This is a genomic window from Citrobacter sp. RHBSTW-01044 (genome assembly GCF_013781945.1).
GTDB lineage: Bacteria > Pseudomonadota > Gammaproteobacteria > Enterobacterales > Enterobacteriaceae > Citrobacter > Citrobacter braakii.
Genome location: NZ_CP056180.1, coordinates 1,923,908 through 1,939,970 on the forward strand (window position 1 = coordinate 1,923,908; position 16,063 = coordinate 1,939,970).

Below are 16,063 nucleotides of genomic sequence, written 5' to 3' on the forward strand. Positions count from 1 at the left end.
GCCTCTAACTGTAAAAGCTTTGAGCTAGCGAGCCGACAAGCAACTGCCAACCGTCTACCAACACAAACAGCATCAGCTTGAACGGTAGCGCGATCGTGGCCGGGGGGACCATCATCATCCCGAGCGCCATCAGCACGCTGGCGATGACCAGGTCGATAATCAGAAACGGAATAAAAATGGTAAAGCCTATCTGGAATGCCGTTTTCAGCTCGCTGGTGACATAGGCTGGAAGCAAAATCCGCATCGGTACGGCTTCTGGTCCCTGTAGGGGACCGCTGTTTGCTAAGCGCGCGAAGAGTGCCAGATCGGCTTCACGGGTCTGGCGCAACATAAACTCGCGCAGCGGCTGTGCGCCTTTCTCCATGGCTTCCTGCATAGAGATTTTCTCTTCGCTGAACGGCTGATATGCGTCGACGTAGATTTTGTCGATTACCGGCGACATGATGAAAAAGGTCAAAAATAGCGCCAGGCCCAGTAGCACCTGGTTCGGGGGGGCCGAAGGGGTTCCCAGCGCATTTCGTAACAGACCGAAAACGATGATGATGCGGGTGAAGCTGGTCATCATCAATAAAATGGCGGGCAGGAACGTCAGCGAGGTGATAAACACCAGCGTTTGCACGGGCAAAGACCAGCTTTGTCCGCCGCCAGGCAGCGGCTGGCTAACCAGACCCGGGAGCTGGGCGAGGGCTACTGGGCTGAAAAGCCATAAGCCTGCCAGCGTGATGGATAACAAACGGCGCATCAGGATCTCCCGGAACGCTTAAGCAAACTCTTCATCATGGCCTGGAAATCCGCGGGGGAGGCCGGTTTTTCTTCTGTATCAGCAGGCGCCGGGGGCAGGGTGTGCAGCACGTTAATTTGCGAGGCCGTGACGCCCAGTACCAGGCGCGCATCTTCAACCTCAACAATCACCACGCGCTCACGTGGACCCAGTGAGGTACTTGCCGCAACTTTCAGTCCGCGCGTACCGGCGCTTTTGGGGGCAAACCCCATACGCTTAATCACCCAGGCTGCAGCCAGGATCAATACGATGATCCCAAGCAGCGCGCCGCTTACCTGAACCAGCGGTGAGCCGGGTACGGCGGCTGGCTGAGAAACTGTAGCCTGGGTATTCATGATTAACGGCTCAGACGGCGCATGCGTTCAGATGGGGTAATAATGTCGGTGATACGTACTCCGTATTTGTCTGCGACAACCACCACTTCACCCTGGGCAATCAGGTAACCGTTGATCAGGATATCCAGCGGCTCGCCCGCCAGACCATCCAATGCGACGACCGAACCCTGCGTCAGACGCAGCAGCTCTTTGATGGTCATGCGGGTTCGGCCCAATTCGACGGTCAGTTTGACCGGAATGTCCATGATCAGGTCGATGTCCTGCAAGGCACCGCTGACGTCGCCGCCACCTAACTGCTGGAATACCGCATCGGCCGCACTTTTGGTGGGCGTGGTTTTTTGCTCGTTTAACGCGTCAGCCCACAGATCGTCCAATGCACCAGTGTTCTCATCGGACGGATTATTCATATCACTCATTTGGGCTGTTCCTCATTCAGCGAATTCAAAATCGGGTTTATCAGATGTTCTACGCGTAACGCATACTGACCGTTCACCGTGCCATACTGGCTGGTCAGTACAGGCACGCCGTCCACATGAGCAATAATGCGGTCGGGTTTTTCAATCGGCAGTACATCGCCGGGTTTCAGTTTTAAAATCTGGGATAGCCGCAGCGGAATGTCAGCAAAGTTTGCCACCAACTCCAGCTCAGAATGCTGAACCTGACGCACCAGATTATTGCGCCAGTTCTGATCTTCATTACGTGAGTTTTCCAGAGGCGGGTTCACCAGCAGCTCACGCAACGGTTCAATCATGCTGAATGGCAGACAGATGTTAAATTCACCGGTCAGGTTGCCAATTTCAACGTGGAATGGGGTATTGACCACGATGTCGTTAGGAGACGTGGTGATATTGGTAAATTTCACCTGCATCTCGGAACGAACGTATTCCACTTCCAGCGGATTGATGGCCTTCCACGCGTCGCTGTAGCTTTCCAGCGCCAGCTTCAGCATGCGGTTGATAACGCGCTGTTCGGTATGGGTAAATTCACGGCCTTCCACTTTCGTCGGGAAGCGGCCATCACCGCCGAAGAGGTTATCGACGGCGATAAATACCAGACTCGGTGAGAACACCACCAGACCCGTACCGCGCAGCGGCTTCAGGTGGATTAAGTTCAGGTTGGTCGGAACCGGTAAGTTGCGCGCAAACTCGTGGTATGGCTGGATACGGATCGCACCCACGGTAATATCCGGGCTACGGCGCAACAGGTTAAATAACCCCATACGGAACTGGCGCGCGAAGCGTTCGTTAATGATCTCCAGCGCCTGTAAACGCTCACGTACCACGCGGCGCTGGGTGTTGGGATCGTAAGGACGAATATCGCTTTCTTTTGCGATACCGGAAATGGGTTCGTCTTTAGTTTCGCTATCGCCATTAAGCAATGCGTCGATTTCAGCCTGAGAAAGAATACTGTCGCCCATGTCTTTACCGCAGAATAAAAGCTGTATAAAGAACGTCGGTGACAACCTGTTTGGGTTGTCCAACAACGAGCGGAGTCGCAAGCGTCTCTTTGATGGCGGCAATGAGCTGCTGCTTACCTTCTTCGGTGGCGAGCGTAGCCGCGTTCTGACGAGAGAACAGCAGCAGCAAGCGGCTGCGCACTTCCGGCAGATATTCGTTAAGACGTGAACGCGTTGCCTCGTCTTTCATGCGCAGCGTGATACCGATATACAGTACACGGTCCGCATCACCCAGATTGACGGTAAAGGTATCCAGCGCAAAGAATACCGGGGCTGGCGGTGGAGCCGGTTCCGCTTTGACGCTGGCGGACGGCTGCTGCTGCATGCGCCAGTAGCTATAACCCGCAGTTGCGCAGGCGGCGAGGGTAATCAATACCAGCAGAGGGATCCAAATAGCGCGTTTACTTTTTTTGTTAATCGCGGAGTCAGTCATCAGATACGGGCTTCCTGTTTCGGTACAGCTTATGGGCTGATTATCCCGTGTCCTGTCCACGACAAAGCGTGGAAAAGACGCGGATAATCATGCTACCTCTGGCGTTAGGCGAAGATGTCTACTGCTCCATCACCGCGTGCTGCGGCTTGCAGTGAGGCTGGCGCTGCCAGTACGGCGTCATCTTCAGCGGCAAAAATGTCTTGTCCCTGGGCGCGACCCGCCTGCTGTTGCTGCCCGGAAGACTGCTGATTACCGGCAAAGCTTTCACTGCTGATACTGCTTTGCCCAAGCTGGATCCCGCTTTCAGCCAACTGCGTACGCAGCATCGGCAACGCAGCTTCCAGCGCAGCGCGCACGTGACTGTGTGGCGATACCATTTGCAACTGCGCGAGGTTGTCATCCAGCTTGAGGGAAATGTGCACCTGGCCCAGATCCTGTGGATGCAGACGCAGTTCCGCGCTTTGCTGGCCCTGGCGAGTAAACAGAGTGACGTGCTGGCTCAGTGATTGCTGCCATTCCTGGCTACCCAATGGTGCGCTTAGCACTGGTGCGGCGGTCGGTAACGGTTGAGCGTGGGACTGCGGGCCACTTAACGGCGCCGTCGTCATGCCAATGCTGGTCGGCGAAGGGGAGCTTTCAATTTCCGCTCTGGTCGTCGCCGCTGCCGTCAACGGGGTTAATGTCGGATTGTTTGTCTGATCTACGCTGCTGGCAGGCGTTGCAATATCCGCTTTGCCTTTTTTTGCATCACCTGGCAGCAATTCGCCAGCATTATCGGCGATAGCGCTGTGTACCGAACCTCGTGACAACGCCGAAAGTGTCGCATCAACGGGGGCTGGCGCGCTGTCGACGGCAGGCGTGGTCTGCGGTTGTCCTGGCAGCATGGCGAACAACGCGCTCAGGTTGGCGAGATCCTCATCGCTCAGTGCGGTGTTTTTTTCATCCTGCTGAGCGACTTTGCCCAGAGTCGTCAGGGCATTAACTTTCAGTGAGGGCGTGAGGGCAGACAACAGTTGCTGAGCGTCTGTCATGTCGACAAGAGAAGCATCAGTTTGCATCTCTTTTTGCGCTAGTAGTTCGGTCAACTTGAGCGACGGTGCTGAATCGCCATTTTTTTGCAATAACCCTTTTTGCAGTTTGCTACCGGCCGCCTGTAAGTCGGCAAACGACAGCGGGGCGTCTTTACCCTGCGCGTTGTCCGCACCTAATGCACCAGCCAGCAGCGCTAAAAAATCCTCGGGTGAATCAACCGCTTTGCCTGACTGAAGACCTGCGGCTACGTCGGTATCGGTGGTAATCAGTTGGGGTAAAGTAATCATTCGGGTTTCCTCATAGCTGCGCGCTGAGCAAATTCATCCATTTTTTTCTGATCCAGGCGGTTTTCGGCCAGTAACGCCGCCGAGGTTTGTCTGTCCTGCAGAGTCTGCCACGCCTGTAAACGTTGTTTTTTGTCGCGCCAACTGTTCAATGCCTGGTCTACTTTCTGCGTCCACTGATTGAGCTGTTGGCGGTGTTGCTCAATCGCTTTTTCCAGCGTCTGAATAAATTGTTGGTAATTGATCCAGCGATTACTGGTAATACCCTGACCCATGTCACTGTTCAGATTGTTGCGGTACTCATGCTGATAATCGATCAGCATTTTCAACTGCTCTTCCGCCTGCTGACAGCCACGACGCATCTCTCCCAATAAGACAGCGGCGTCATCTACCTCTTTTTCAGCCAGGTCTTTCAGTGTGGCTAATGCACCATGTTGTGCCATGACCTATGCTCTCCTGCTTACTCACACACCAGGGAAAATCAGTTCTAACGCGTGCAGAGAATCTTCCCAGTCCGCTCGTTCAAAAATGCCTTGCTGTAAGAATGCTTCCAGCTGTGGCCATAGGGCGATGGCTTTATCCAGCATGGGATCGCTGCCTTTGGCATACGCCCCCACGCTGACCAGATCGCGGTTGCGCTGGAAGCTGGATAGCAGCTGTTTAAAGTTACGTACCCGCGCATAGTGTTGTTCACTAATAAGCGCGGTCATGGCGCGGCTGATCGAGGCTTCAATATCGATGGCCGGATAGTGACCCGCTTCGGCCAGATGACGGGACAGCACAATGTGACCGTCCAGAATCGCGCGCGCGGAATCCGCAATGGGGTCCTGCTGGTCGTCACCTTCGGTCAGTACCGTGTAAAACGCGGTAACGGAACCGCCGCCGTGAATACCGTTCCCGGCACGTTCGACCAGCGCCGGTAATTTGGCGAATACTGAGGGGGGATAACCTTTCGTTGCCGGCGGCTCTCCGATCGCCAGGGCGATTTCACGTTGCGCCATCGCATAGCGGGTGAGGGAATCCATAATCAGCAATACGTGCTGTCCACGATCGCGAAAATCTTCGGCGATACGCGTGGCATAGGCTGCGCCTTGCATACGTAACAGCGGCGAGACATCTGCGGGAGCGGCAATCACCACCGAGCGTGCACGACCGTCGGTACCGAGAATATTTTCAATAAAATCTTTAACTTCGCGACCACGTTCGCCAATCAGACCTACGACGATAACATCGGCCTGGGTATAGCGCGCCATCATGCCGAGCAGAACGCTTTTACCGACACCGGAGCCCGCGAAAAGTCCCATACGCTGACCGCGACCGACGGTTAACAACGCGTTGATGGGGCGTACGCCGGTATCCAGGACGTGTTCAATCGCGGTGCGTTGTAGCGGGTTAAACGGCGGCGTAATCAGCGCCCCGGTTTCGGTGGTATCCGGGGCGGGCAGACCGTCGAGCGGTTTGCCGCTCCCGTCCAGCACCCGACCCAGCAATGCAGGGCCAAGCGGTAATTGCTTCCCGCTTTGCAGACCTTCTCCGGCAATGTTCTTCGCGTACACGCGCGCGCCGGGCAGAACGCCTTCAACCTCTTCGAGGGGCATCAGAAACAGACGCTGACCGTTAAAGCCCACGACTTCACTTTCGACCTCCTGGGTTTCGTTGCCGTCCTGGCGTTCAATAACGCAGGTGGCGCCCAGCGGCAACTGTAATCCCGTGGCCTCCAGCACCAGCCCAGTGGCGCGGGTCAGGCGACCGTAACGGCGCACCGCAGGCAGCAGCGACATTTTCTCTTCGAAGCTGTCCAGCGTGTTGAGCCAGCGAGTCAGGCGAGTGGTCATTACACGACTCCCGGCGCTGCCAGACGGCAGAGTTCTTGCCAGCGCGTGGCAACGCTGGCATCCAGATCGCCTTCATCGGCAGAGACTTTACAGCCGCCGTGATGCAGCGTCGGATCGCCGCGCAGCCGCCAGCCGTGCAGGCTGAGGGTCGCACCGAGCATTTCTTCTACACGCTGGAGATCGTCCGGATGTACGCGTAGCTGCGGTTTACCGCTAAACAGCGGTTCTTGCTGCAACAGCTGTTGGATTTGTTTAATCAGCGCAGCGTTATCCACAATAGGCGTCTGACCTATAACCTGACGCGCAGCTTCCAGCGCCATTTGCATCAGACGCGAGGCAATGACGCTGTCCAGCGCGTCCAGCGTATTCTGAAACTCGCTCACCAGTTGCTGCATGCGGGCGTGGATCGGCGCATGCTGAGCGCGCGCCTGGTTCTGGCCTTGCTCCAGCCCCTGACTCAGGCCTTCCTGATAACCTTGTTCGTGGCCTTTTTGTCGACCTTCCGCCAGACCCGCGTTATAACCTTGCTCATGGGCCTGCAGTTGCAGCTGTGCGAGCTGCTGTTCAAGCTGTTGCTCTGCGGAAAGCTCTGGTTCTTCTGTTTCTTCTGACAGCGGGGTTTCGCTGTGGTCAGCCAGGACGAACTCCGCCATCGGTGGGGCGAGGTCGTCCGGGGTCCAGACTTTCCACGGCAGTTCGTTAGACATAGGTATCCTCGCCGCTGCCTATCACCATCTCGCCGGTTTCCGCCAGACGACGCACAATAAGCAGAATGGCTTTCTGTTCGTTTTCCACCTGCGACAAACGCACCGGACCGCGGTTGGCGAGGTCGTCGCGCAGAATATCGGCAGCACGTTGCGACATGTTGCGCAGGAACTTCTCGCGCAGCGGCTGTTCGGCACCTTTCAGGGCAATCAGCAACGATTCGGAATCCACTTCCTGCAGCAGGCGCTGGATACTGCGATCGTCGACATCCACCAGGTTCTCGAACAGGAACATCTCGTCGATAATTTTCTGCGCCAGCTCGCCGTCGAATTCGCGTACGGCGGTAATAACCGCTTCTTCCTGCTGGGTTTTCATCAGGTTGATAATTTCTGCCGCCGTTCTCACGCCGCCCATTTTGCTGCGCTTGAGGTTCTGGCCATCGAGTAGGCCGTTGAGTACCTCGGTCAGTTCTGCCAGCGCGGCAGGCTGTACGCCGCCAAAGGTGGCGATACGCAGCATCACGTCGTGACGTAAACGCTCGTCGAACAGCGCCAGTATATCGGCAGCCTGGCCCCGCTTGAGGTGCACCAGAATGGTGGCGATAATCTGCGGATGCTCGTCGCGGATAAGGTCGGCGGCGCTTTGCGGCTCCATAAAGTTAAGCGTTTCAATGCCGCTGGTGGTATCGCGGGTTTCCAGAATATCTTCCAGCAGACTGGAGGCACGTTCCTCGCCCAGCGCTTTCACCAGCACGGAGCGCAGATATTCGTTGGCGTTGATATTCAGCGCGGCAAACTGTTCGGCTTCTTGTTCAAATTCGGCCAGCACTTCCGTCAACTGCTTGTTGGAAATCTGGCGAACGTTGGCCATCGCCGTACTGAGCGCCTGAACTTCGCGCGTGGAAAGGTGCTTAAACACCTCCGCCGCGCGATCTTCGCCAATGGTCATCAGCAGGATGACGCTTTTATCGGTACCGGTAAGATTACTCATGATCGTTACTCATCCACTGGCGAATGACCAGCGCCACGACGCGCGGATCGTTATCTGACATTTCACGAATACGCTGACTCATGACTTCTGCTCCCAGACGCTGATTAGTACGACGCTGCTGGGTTTGTTCGTCTTTGCTGAGGCGAACTTCTACCGCTTCTTCGGTTTCCTGACGGACACGCGTTTGTTCTTGTACGGCTTTCGCTTCTTCACTGCGACGGACCAACTGCGGACGAACGGCTTTCCGCCACAGGATCCACGCCACCAACAGAACCAGCAACCAACGACCTGCGGACATTAACTGATCAATAAAGAACGGCTGTTTCCAGAACGGTAGCTCGCCAATGGAATCGTCGGTCGCCGTGAAGGGAGAGTTCACCACGTTCAGGGTATCGCCACGCTTGTCGGAGAATCCCATCGCTTCGCGGGTTAGATCCTCAATCTGTTTCATCTGCTCGGCGGTTAACGGCAACGGTTTGCCGTCTGGTAACGTTTTGTAGTTGACCACAACAGCCACCGAGAGACGCTGCACATCGCCAACGTTCATTTTGGTATGGCGAATAGTGCGGTCAACTTCATAGTTGCTGGTTTCATTGCGCTGAGTATTGCGCGGGCCGGCATTATTACTGTTATTCGCCGTCTGTGCGTTTTGCGTATTTTGCGCGTTTTGCTGATTAGCGGGTGGGTTGGCGATTGGCGCAGTATTTGCCGGAGCGGGCTGATTTGACAACGCGCCCGGTACGCCGCCTGGTGCTCCGCTACCGACCTGCTCACTGACGTTCAACTGACGAGAACGCAGCACGGCCTGGGACTCATCACCGTTTGGACGGTACTGTTCTTCGGTTTGCTCTTTGTTGGCAAAATCCAGCTGCGCGGTAACCTGCGCATGTACGTTACCGTTGCCGACAATCGGCGACAGAATCGATTCGATACGACGCTGAACGCGGCCTTCGACGTCGCTGGCGTATTTCAGCTGCGCATCGTTAAGATCGCGGCTACTGGTATTTGACTGGGTTAACAGATGTCCCGCCTGGTCGACCAGCGTAACGTTGCCCGGCGGCAAGCCTGCAACAGCGCTGGAAACCAAATGCGTGACCGCACTGATCTGACCTTCATCCAGCGCGCGACCCGGCTCCAGATTGACGGTGACGGAGGCTGAAGGCGCTTTTTGCTCACGCACAAACAGCGACGGCTTCGGCATAGCCAGATGCACGCGGGCGCGTTTTACCGGTCCCAACGTTTCAATCGTACGGGCTAATTCACCTTCCAGCGCGCGCTGGTAGTTGACCTGCTCGCTAAACTGGCTGATACCAAACTTTTCCTGATCCAGCAGTTCAAAACCCACCGCGCCGCCTTTGGGCAGACCTTGCTGCGCCAGACGTAAACGCAGTTCGTGGACTTTATCGGCAGGAACTTCAATGGCGCCGCTTCCCTCAGTAAAACGGTAGGGAACGTTCATCTGCGTCAGTTGGGTGACGATCGCGCCACCATCCTGATCGGAAAGATTGCTGAACAGCGTGCGGTAGTCAGGTGCTTTGGCCCACAGGACCATCGCCACGATGATCGCGACGGCAGCGGCTCCCGCCACAATCAGAGGAATTCTGGGATTCGCGCGCAGGCGGTTTAACCACTCGAGAGGTTTAAGCTGGGTTGCAGTCGATGCTGTCGCACTCATCTCGCACCTCGTGGCTTATCGTGGACGGCGTTTTTTGCAAAGTGGAACAAGACTCACTCCCGGGTCAGCAAACTCGAAAAATTGACGGTCTCATTATTTGCGGTTTCGAATTTTTCTATGCGTTAAAAACCGTGGTTTTTTATCGTTATTTAACGCCTTTATCTTATTGACTAACTGGTAATCTCAACTACGTAAAAAATTATCCAGGGGATCAGAATGTCGGCAATACAGGGGATTGAAGGGGTCATCAGCCAGCTACAGACCACGGCGATGTCAGCAAAAATGCAGGATATGCAGCCACAACCGACCGTGAGCTTTGCTGGTCAACTGCATGCGGCGTTAGACAGGATCAGCGATGTACAAACCGCGTCCCGTGTGCAGGCTGAGAAATTTACCCTCGGTGAACCGGGTATTGCGCTGAACGATGTGATGACCGATATGCAAAAAGCGTCGGTATCGATGCAGATGGGGATCCAGGTGCGCAACAAACTGGTGTCGGCGTATCAGGAAGTGATGTCGATGCAGGTGTAGCAAGCGGAACATTCTCCCGCTGCGTCGGGCAACGGGAGAATCGCATTACTTCTGAATTAAATAACGAATCGTTGGACCATCCTGCTGAATATCCAGCACCGTGTAGCCGTGATTACGCGCATCCAGTGGAATATTGTTGATTGACTGCGGGCAATCGCTCACCACTTCCAGAATCTCACCTTTCTTCAATTGCGGCATCGCTTCCAGTGTGGCGACAGCCGGGTACGGACACGGCTCGCCGACCATATCGAGGCGATAATCAGGCACGATATTTTTCATACAGACTCCTTGGCAGGCGTCAGCCCAGCGCGACGGAAGAAGCGTTTTTCCCAGCCGATGATGAGCATCAGCGCGGTAAATAACAGCAGATAGGTTACCAGCAGGCCACCGAGCGGGCCGAAGGTGTTGAGCAGATTCACTTTGTCCCAACTGGTGGCAAGCGCGGGAGCAAAATCATCCCAGTAGTAGGCCAGAATGGTCGAGCCAATAACGTTGCCCAGTCCCACCCACCAGTAATGCACCTGGCCTTCAACGGCGCGGTACATCCAGCCCGTTTCACACCCGCCCGCCAGAACAATGCCGAAGCCGAACAGCAAGCCGCCGATCACCGCATTCGGACCTGCCCACATGATTTTAGGCTCGACGCCCAGTTGTACGTAGCTAAAGATACCGATGGCGCTGACCGCCATCCCGAAGATGATCGCTTTCGCCATATGGGTGCGACCGGAAATCCACAGATCGCGGAAGGCGGAGGTGAAGCAGATTTGCGCCCGTTCAATCAGCAGCCCGAACCCGACGCCAAACAGCATGGCCAAACCAAGTTTGGGCTTATCCATCGCAGTGAGGAGCGCCCAGCCGATCATGGCGATAAACACCAGCATGCCGAGGCGGAAACGGCGACGGGCCTGATCTGGCTTTTGCGTTAACGGAGAAGCGGCGGAGACTTTCTGCATTTTGACCGGAATACGAAACATCGGCAGCAGGGTAAAGCGTGCGCCAAACCATGAGCCAATAGCCGTTGCCAGGGCGAAAAACCAGGCGTGTAGCGAGAACTGTGGAATACCGGTGAAGAATGCGGCCAGGTTACAGCCCATTGCCAGCCGGGCGCCGAATCCGGCAATCATCCCGCCGACGATCGCCTGCATAATGCGCACCCGACTGCGCGGCATGCGTAATTTGACGTTGTTTGCCCACAATGCGGCAGCAAAACAGCCCCCGAACATACCGAGGATCATCATGCCGTCAATGCGGGTCAGGGGTGAGCCTTCGAGATGGATCAGCTTGTAGTATCCCCATTCTTCGGCGTGAACGCCGAACAGTTGCAGGATTTGACCACCCCAGCGAGTGAATTCGCCGGTAACGGCCCAGAAGGTTCCCGTAATGCCGAAATAGTAGGTAGAGAGAATACCCGCTGCGATGACCGCAGGGGCGGGGGCCCAAAATTTAATTAACCAGGCCTGTTTGAAGTGTTGCCATGACATGCGTTGTGCCTCTGAACTCAGAAGGTATGTAACAAGAAGTGTGGATACTACACCGATCAGAATTTTTGACTATGAGTAATAAGAGGTAACAACGTCTGGATCAATCTTTCTCGACACTGCCGAAAGGCTGGCGACATCAGGCCTTTAATGCCACAATCCCATTTTCTTCGCATGCAGGATGAATGATGAAAAAATTAGCAATCGTTGCTGTATTTCTGGCGCTTACCGGATGCGCCGAAGTAGAAAATTATAACGACGTGGTGAAAACGCCAGCGCCAGCCGGTCTGGAAGGATACTGGCAGTCAAAAGGTCCGCAACGCAGTCTGGTGAGCCCGGAAGCGATTGCCAGCCTGGTGGTAACAAAAGAGGGCGACACGCTGGATTGTCGCCAGTGGCAGCGAGTGATCGCGCTGCCGGGGAAACTGACGATGATCTCTGGCGATCTCACCAACGTGACGGTGAAACGCGAGCTGTATGAGATTGAGCGTGAAGGCAATACGCTGGAATATGACGGTATGACGCTGCAGCGGGTCGACCGCCCGACGCAGGAATGTGCTGACGCGTTAAAGAAAACGCCGCTGGCCACGCCACTGCCATAAGCTATACGCCCCGGTAGCCCACGGCCACCGGGGTTGAGCTTTACAACACGTCCTCAATCACCCACACGCTGACGCTACCGCCGTTACAATAAAACGTCGCTTCACCGTTCTCATCGGTGACCACGCTTTCTTCGCGATTTCCCAGATAGTCACGCCAGGTTTTATTCCCGTAATTCGCACCGAGATTGATGGTCTTTTCCCCGTCATCGCCGTTAGAAAGAACAACCACACAGCCGGGATCCTCGTCCGTTCCGCTGCGGCTAAAAGCGATACAGTTAGGGTGATCGAAAAAGAGCGTCTGTACGCCGTGCGCGAAGCGCTGGCGCGCGAGGATCAGTTCATCAAGCTGTTCAATGATCGGCATGTCGATAGGATAGGTTTCGCCATCGCCGCCGGTGTCTTCGTAATGCGCCCCGTAGAGGTCAGGATAAAACACTGACGGTACGCCGTTTTCGCGCAGCAGGATCAACGCATAGGCCAGCGGCTTAAACCACGGTTCGACAGGGGCTTCCAGCGCCTGCAAGGGCTGAGTGTCGTGATTGGCGACCAGCGTGACGGCATGAAAGGGATCGGCTTCCACCAGGGTGTCGGTGAAAATCTGACTCATGTCGTAATCGCGACCCTGACGAGAGGCTTCGTGGAATTTCATCTGCAAAGGAGCGTCGAATAGCATAGTTTTCCCCTCCACCTGATTAATGTAGGTTTGCAGCTTGTCGACTTCATGCGACCAGTATTCCGCGACGATAAACAGCGGCTTGGGGGCGACTTCCTGCACGTGCTCAATCCACTCTTTATAAAACCATGCCGGAATATGTTTCACGGCATCTAAACGAAAGCCGTCACACTGGGTTTGCTCCATCACCCAGCGCGCCCAGTATTTGATCTCCTCAGTTACGGCGTGATTGCGAAAATCGATGTTTTCGCCCATCAGATAATCAAAATTACCCAACTCATCATCAACCTGAACGTTCCAGCCTTCGCCGGTGTAGTCGTTCACGATTTTAAAAATGCCGTCTTCGGTTGGGTTTTCGATATGGTCAATACCGCTGAAGCATTTAAAGTCCCAAATGAATTGCGAGTACTGGCCCGCGCGGGCAGGGAAGGTGTAGCGCGTCCAGCCTTCGCATTCGACAATCTCATCGTCTATTTGCGTGCGATCCTCGGCGTTAACCCGCTGTACACGAATATTCTCTTTCTCATCTGCACCCATTTTGTGGTTAACCACCACGTCGAGCAGTACGGCAATATCATTGTGTTTTAGCGCGTCTATCGCCGCCAGCAGTTGGTTTTTATCGCCATATTTGGTAGCGATGGTTCCCTTTTGGTCGAATTCGCCCAGATCAAACAGATCGTAGGAGTCGTAACCAACGGAATAGCCGCCGGATGCGCCTTTATAAGCGGGAGGTAACCACACCATATTGATGCCGATGTCATTGAGTCCACCTGCGCGTTCGGCAAGTTCGGGCCAGAGTTGACCGCCCTCGGGGTAATACCAGTGAAAATACTGCAATAACGTGGGATTTTTCATCTTCCGTGCTCCAGAAGTCGTTTGGCCGACCTCTGGAGTATGGAAGATTATTCAGACGAGACGGGAAATTATTGTGGGGCAGTGGGGGCGTCGGGAACTAACAGCATGCCGGAAAGACGGCCATAAGCGTTATTTAGCGTCTTTTGGCGCGTCGACTGACCGATGAGATTGCTGAGTTCATCCAGACGCTGCTGCAACAATGTTTTGAGCAGTTGTTCGTTATCCAGCGTCTGTTTAATGTACCCGGCCACTAAATCCTGAATACTTCGCGTAATGCCTGGTGGAGTTTGCTCTTCCATGACCACTTCAATACTTTGCAGATAGGTAACTTCCTGTTCCAGTAAAAGGTCCCATTCACCGCGCTGCGCCAGTTCCAGCAGTGAGTGACTGAGCAGCGCGATGCGCTGCCAACGGTTGATAAACTCCACGGCTGAGGTCATTAACGAGACTCCTGGGAAGATGCTTTCGGTGAGATCTGTTTCCAGGCATCTGCAATGTTGCCGAGTAACCCTTCGACTTCTTCAATGGCCTGACAATCATTACGCAAGTTAGCTTGCAGTAAACGGCGAATCATATAGTCATACAGAGAAGACAGATTGGTGGCGATTTCGCCGCCAGTCTCTTGATCAAGTCCTGCCTTCAGGCCATTGTCGATAATATTAATGGCTTTACTTAACGCTTCACCTTTGGCGACGATATCACCCTGTTGCATAAACAGGCGAGCGCGCACCAGGGCGCTGTTCGCGCCATCAAACAACATTTCAATCAGCTGATGTGGGCTGGCGCTCATCACGGCGCTTTCCACGCTGACCTGTGCATAGGCTTTGGTACCGCTCGCGGTATACATGCTTACCTCGTGTTATCAGGATTTATTCATCGCTGTAAATTGTTGGCCCAGATAGGTACTGGTGTTATTCAGTTTGCTCATCATGCTATCAAGCTGGGTAAACTGCGCCGTATAACGCGCAACCATGTCGTCAATGCTAGCGCTGACTGACAGATATTGTTTGGTCAGTTTTTTCAGCGTGGCGTTAATGCTGTCTTGCGCATTGTCAATAATGCCGTCATCGGCGAGATAGCTTTTTACTTCAGCAGCAATTTTGGTGGTGATGCCGGTTTCTTTACCGTCGCCAGCCAGCAGTTCGCGCACAGAGGCGGTGTTTTCATCCAGCGCTTTTTTCAGCTTGGTATCATCGATGGACATCTTGCCGGTTTTGCCATCTTGTTTGATGCCGATTTCATTCAGTGTCTTAAAAGCGCCTTCAGCACCGGAGTTAGCAAACTGTGCACGAATGCCTGTCTGAATCGTACGTACTACGCTGTCACCGACCAGCGCGCCGTTGTCTTTGTCCTGACCTTCCGCACCTGCATCTACGGCTTTATATTTGGTCAGCGTATTAAAGGTATCGATCAGTGAGTTATAGGCATCCACCCAACCTTTAATCGCTTCAGTGGCTTTCTCGTTGCTTTTCGTCACCGTTACGCGCGCGTCGGTAACTTTTTTGGTCAGTTCCAGCGTAACACCCTGCGGGGCATCGGTGACTTTGTTGCTTTGACGTTCAATATCGATACCGTTCATCGTGAGCTTGGCGTTCTGGGCCTGAACCAGCTCAGTCATTTTTCCTGTACCGGTAGTGCTGTCGTAAGCCAGCATATCGTTAAGCTTGCTGTCGCCCTCAACAGAGATGGTCATCTTGCTGTCCAGACCTTCTGCTGCGGTCAGCACCAGTTTGAACTCGCCGTCTTTCACCTTCACGATACTGGCGGAGATACCGCTATCGGTATCGTTAATTGCCTTGCTGATATCATCCAGCGTGGTCTTATCTTGGGAGAGTTTAATCTCCAGCGGCTCTTTACGGCCCGGCTGCTCAATTTTAATGGTACGCGTGGCGGAGCCATCACCCAGAGCCTCTTTGTTTGAGGCCACCGATGTGGTGCTCAACGATTGTGCCTGTGCCAGTTGCGTGACGCTGATGGTATAAATACCCGGTGCCGCGCCTGCTTCGGTGGTGACTTTCAGGTCTTCAGTACTGCTCGTCACATTACTGCTTCTGAACAACTCCGGTTTATTTAACGCGGTATTGGCCGTCTGGAACTTTTCCAGCGCACTCTTCAGCGTACCGTAAGCCGTCAGACGGGCAGTATTGTCGGTCTGTTGCTGAGTAATTGGATTTAGACGTTTTTTCTCAGCAATAGTCAGGTTGTTTAGCAACGTGTCCAGTGGTAAGCCTGAGCCTACGCCTAATGATGTAAATGAAGCCATGCCCGATTCCTTGTGATTGCAAACAATTGTTATGCGGGTTATCGGCAATCTGCGCGCAAAGTTTAATGATAGTTTTGTCAAAATAATGCGCGGAATAGTGGTGCATATAGAGGGTATTTCGCGGGCTAAGAAAAA

19 protein-coding genes are annotated in these 16,063 nt (G+C 54.4%); 2 read left to right on the top strand and 17 right to left on the bottom strand.

The genetic code is table 11. The features are described 5' to 3' along the window. Nucleotides 1-4: 4 nt before the first annotated feature. The 11 genes from fliP to fliF form a co-directional block, all read right to left on the bottom strand. Nucleotides 5-742 (bottom strand): flagellar type III secretion system pore protein FliP, encoded by a 738-nt coding sequence (gene fliP / locus HV352_RS09240; RefSeq protein ID WP_006684053.1) that lies wholly within the window; start codon nt 740-742, stop codon nt 5-7. Further along, a complete protein-coding gene (gene fliO, locus HV352_RS09245; protein ID WP_104651503.1) occupies nt 742-1,119 on the bottom strand; it encodes a flagellar biosynthetic protein FliO in 378 nt (125 codons plus the stop codon). Before fliO ends, fliP begins: the two co-directional genes overlap by 1 nt. Continuing rightward, complete coding sequence (gene fliN / locus HV352_RS09250; protein ID WP_003030433.1) at nt 1,119-1,532, bottom strand: flagellar motor switch protein FliN; 414 nt, start codon at nt 1,530-1,532, stop codon at nt 1,119-1,121. The genes fliO and fliN overlap by 1 nt, the downstream gene beginning before the upstream one ends. Next, on the bottom strand, nt 1,529-2,533 hold the full coding sequence (gene fliM / locus HV352_RS09255; RefSeq protein WP_003030434.1) for a flagellar motor switch protein FliM: 1,005 nt from the start codon (nt 2,531-2,533) through the stop codon (nt 1,529-1,531). The genes fliN and fliM overlap by 4 nt, the downstream gene beginning before the upstream one ends. A gap of 4 nt (nt 2,534-2,537) precedes the next feature. Next, on the bottom strand, nt 2,538-3,005 hold the full coding sequence (gene fliL, locus HV352_RS09260; RefSeq protein WP_016153493.1) for a flagellar basal body-associated protein FliL: 468 nt from the start codon (nt 3,003-3,005) through the stop codon (nt 2,538-2,540). 104 nt (nt 3,006-3,109) lie between these two features. After that, the gene (fliK, locus tag HV352_RS09265) at nt 3,110-4,324 is read right to left on the bottom strand and encodes a flagellar hook length control protein FliK (protein ID WP_153646349.1); all 1,215 of its coding nucleotides are present in this window, start codon (nt 4,322-4,324) and stop codon (nt 3,110-3,112) included. After that, the gene (fliJ, locus tag HV352_RS09270) at nt 4,321-4,764 is read right to left on the bottom strand and encodes a flagellar export protein FliJ (protein WP_016153491.1); all 444 of its coding nucleotides are present in this window, start codon (nt 4,762-4,764) and stop codon (nt 4,321-4,323) included. Before fliJ ends, fliK begins: the two co-directional genes overlap by 4 nt. A gap of 21 nt (nt 4,765-4,785) precedes the next feature. Further along, nucleotides 4,786-6,156, bottom strand: a complete 1,371-nt coding sequence (fliI, locus tag HV352_RS09275) for a flagellar protein export ATPase FliI (protein ID WP_016153490.1) — start codon at nt 6,154-6,156, stop codon at nt 4,786-4,788. Next, nucleotides 6,156-6,863, bottom strand: coding sequence for a flagellar assembly protein FliH (gene fliH / locus HV352_RS09280; RefSeq protein ID WP_046274966.1), 708 nt, complete (start codon nt 6,861-6,863; stop codon nt 6,156-6,158). Before fliH ends, fliI begins: the two co-directional genes overlap by 1 nt. After that, on the bottom strand, nt 6,856-7,851 hold the full coding sequence (fliG, locus tag HV352_RS09285) for a flagellar motor switch protein FliG (RefSeq protein WP_016153488.1): 996 nt from the start codon (nt 7,849-7,851) through the stop codon (nt 6,856-6,858). Before fliG ends, fliH begins: the two co-directional genes overlap by 8 nt. Beyond that, on the bottom strand, nt 7,844-9,526 hold the full coding sequence (gene fliF / locus HV352_RS09290; protein WP_016156841.1) for a flagellar basal-body MS-ring/collar protein FliF: 1,683 nt from the start codon (nt 9,524-9,526) through the stop codon (nt 7,844-7,846). Before fliF ends, fliG begins: the two co-directional genes overlap by 8 nt. A 216-nt stretch (nt 9,527-9,742) precedes the next feature. Between fliF and fliE the strand changes: the two genes are divergently transcribed. Next, complete coding sequence (gene fliE / locus HV352_RS09295; RefSeq protein ID WP_016153486.1) at nt 9,743-10,057, top strand: flagellar hook-basal body complex protein FliE; 315 nt, start codon at nt 9,743-9,745, stop codon at nt 10,055-10,057. Between the two features lie 45 nt (nt 10,058-10,102). Here the strand turns inward: fliE and yedF are convergent, their stop codons facing one another. Together yedF and yedE are read right to left on the bottom strand one after the other, a co-directional pair. Continuing rightward, nucleotides 10,103-10,336, bottom strand: coding sequence for a sulfurtransferase-like selenium metabolism protein YedF (gene yedF / locus HV352_RS09300; protein WP_000790504.1), 234 nt, complete (start codon nt 10,334-10,336; stop codon nt 10,103-10,105). Beyond that, entirely contained in the window at nt 10,333-11,538 is a 1,206-nt protein-coding gene (yedE, locus tag HV352_RS09305) for a selenium metabolism membrane protein YedE/FdhT (RefSeq protein WP_047416083.1), read from the bottom strand. Before yedE ends, yedF begins: the two co-directional genes overlap by 4 nt. A gap of 185 nt (nt 11,539-11,723) precedes the next feature. On the opposite strand from yedE, the gene yedD reads away from it, so the two are divergent. Continuing rightward, a complete protein-coding gene (yedD, locus tag HV352_RS09310) occupies nt 11,724-12,137 on the top strand; it encodes a lipoprotein YedD (protein WP_016153484.1) in 414 nt (137 codons plus the stop codon). Nucleotides 12,138-12,177: 40 nt separating this feature from the next. On the opposite strand, the gene amyA is transcribed toward yedD, so the two are convergent. The 4 genes from amyA to fliD form a co-directional block, all read right to left on the bottom strand. Continuing rightward, nucleotides 12,178-13,665 carry an alpha-amylase gene (gene amyA / locus HV352_RS09315; protein WP_181635373.1) on the bottom strand — a complete coding sequence of 496 codons (1,488 nt, stop codon included), beginning with the start codon at nt 13,663-13,665 and terminating at the stop codon, nt 12,178-12,180. Nucleotides 13,666-13,733: 68 nt separating this feature from the next. Next, the gene (fliT, locus tag HV352_RS09320; protein WP_003030458.1) at nt 13,734-14,105 is read right to left on the bottom strand and encodes a flagella biosynthesis regulatory protein FliT; all 372 of its coding nucleotides are present in this window, start codon (nt 14,103-14,105) and stop codon (nt 13,734-13,736) included. Then, nucleotides 14,105-14,512 carry a flagellar export chaperone FliS gene (fliS, locus tag HV352_RS09325; protein WP_019077068.1) on the bottom strand — a complete coding sequence of 136 codons (408 nt, stop codon included), beginning with the start codon at nt 14,510-14,512 and terminating at the stop codon, nt 14,105-14,107. Before fliS ends, fliT begins: the two co-directional genes overlap by 1 nt. Nucleotides 14,513-14,527: 15 nt before the next feature. Further along, nucleotides 14,528-15,928 (bottom strand): flagellar filament capping protein FliD, encoded by a 1,401-nt coding sequence (gene fliD, locus HV352_RS09330; protein WP_155574712.1) that lies wholly within the window; start codon nt 15,926-15,928, stop codon nt 14,528-14,530. Nucleotides 15,929-16,063 lie beyond the last annotated feature (135 nt).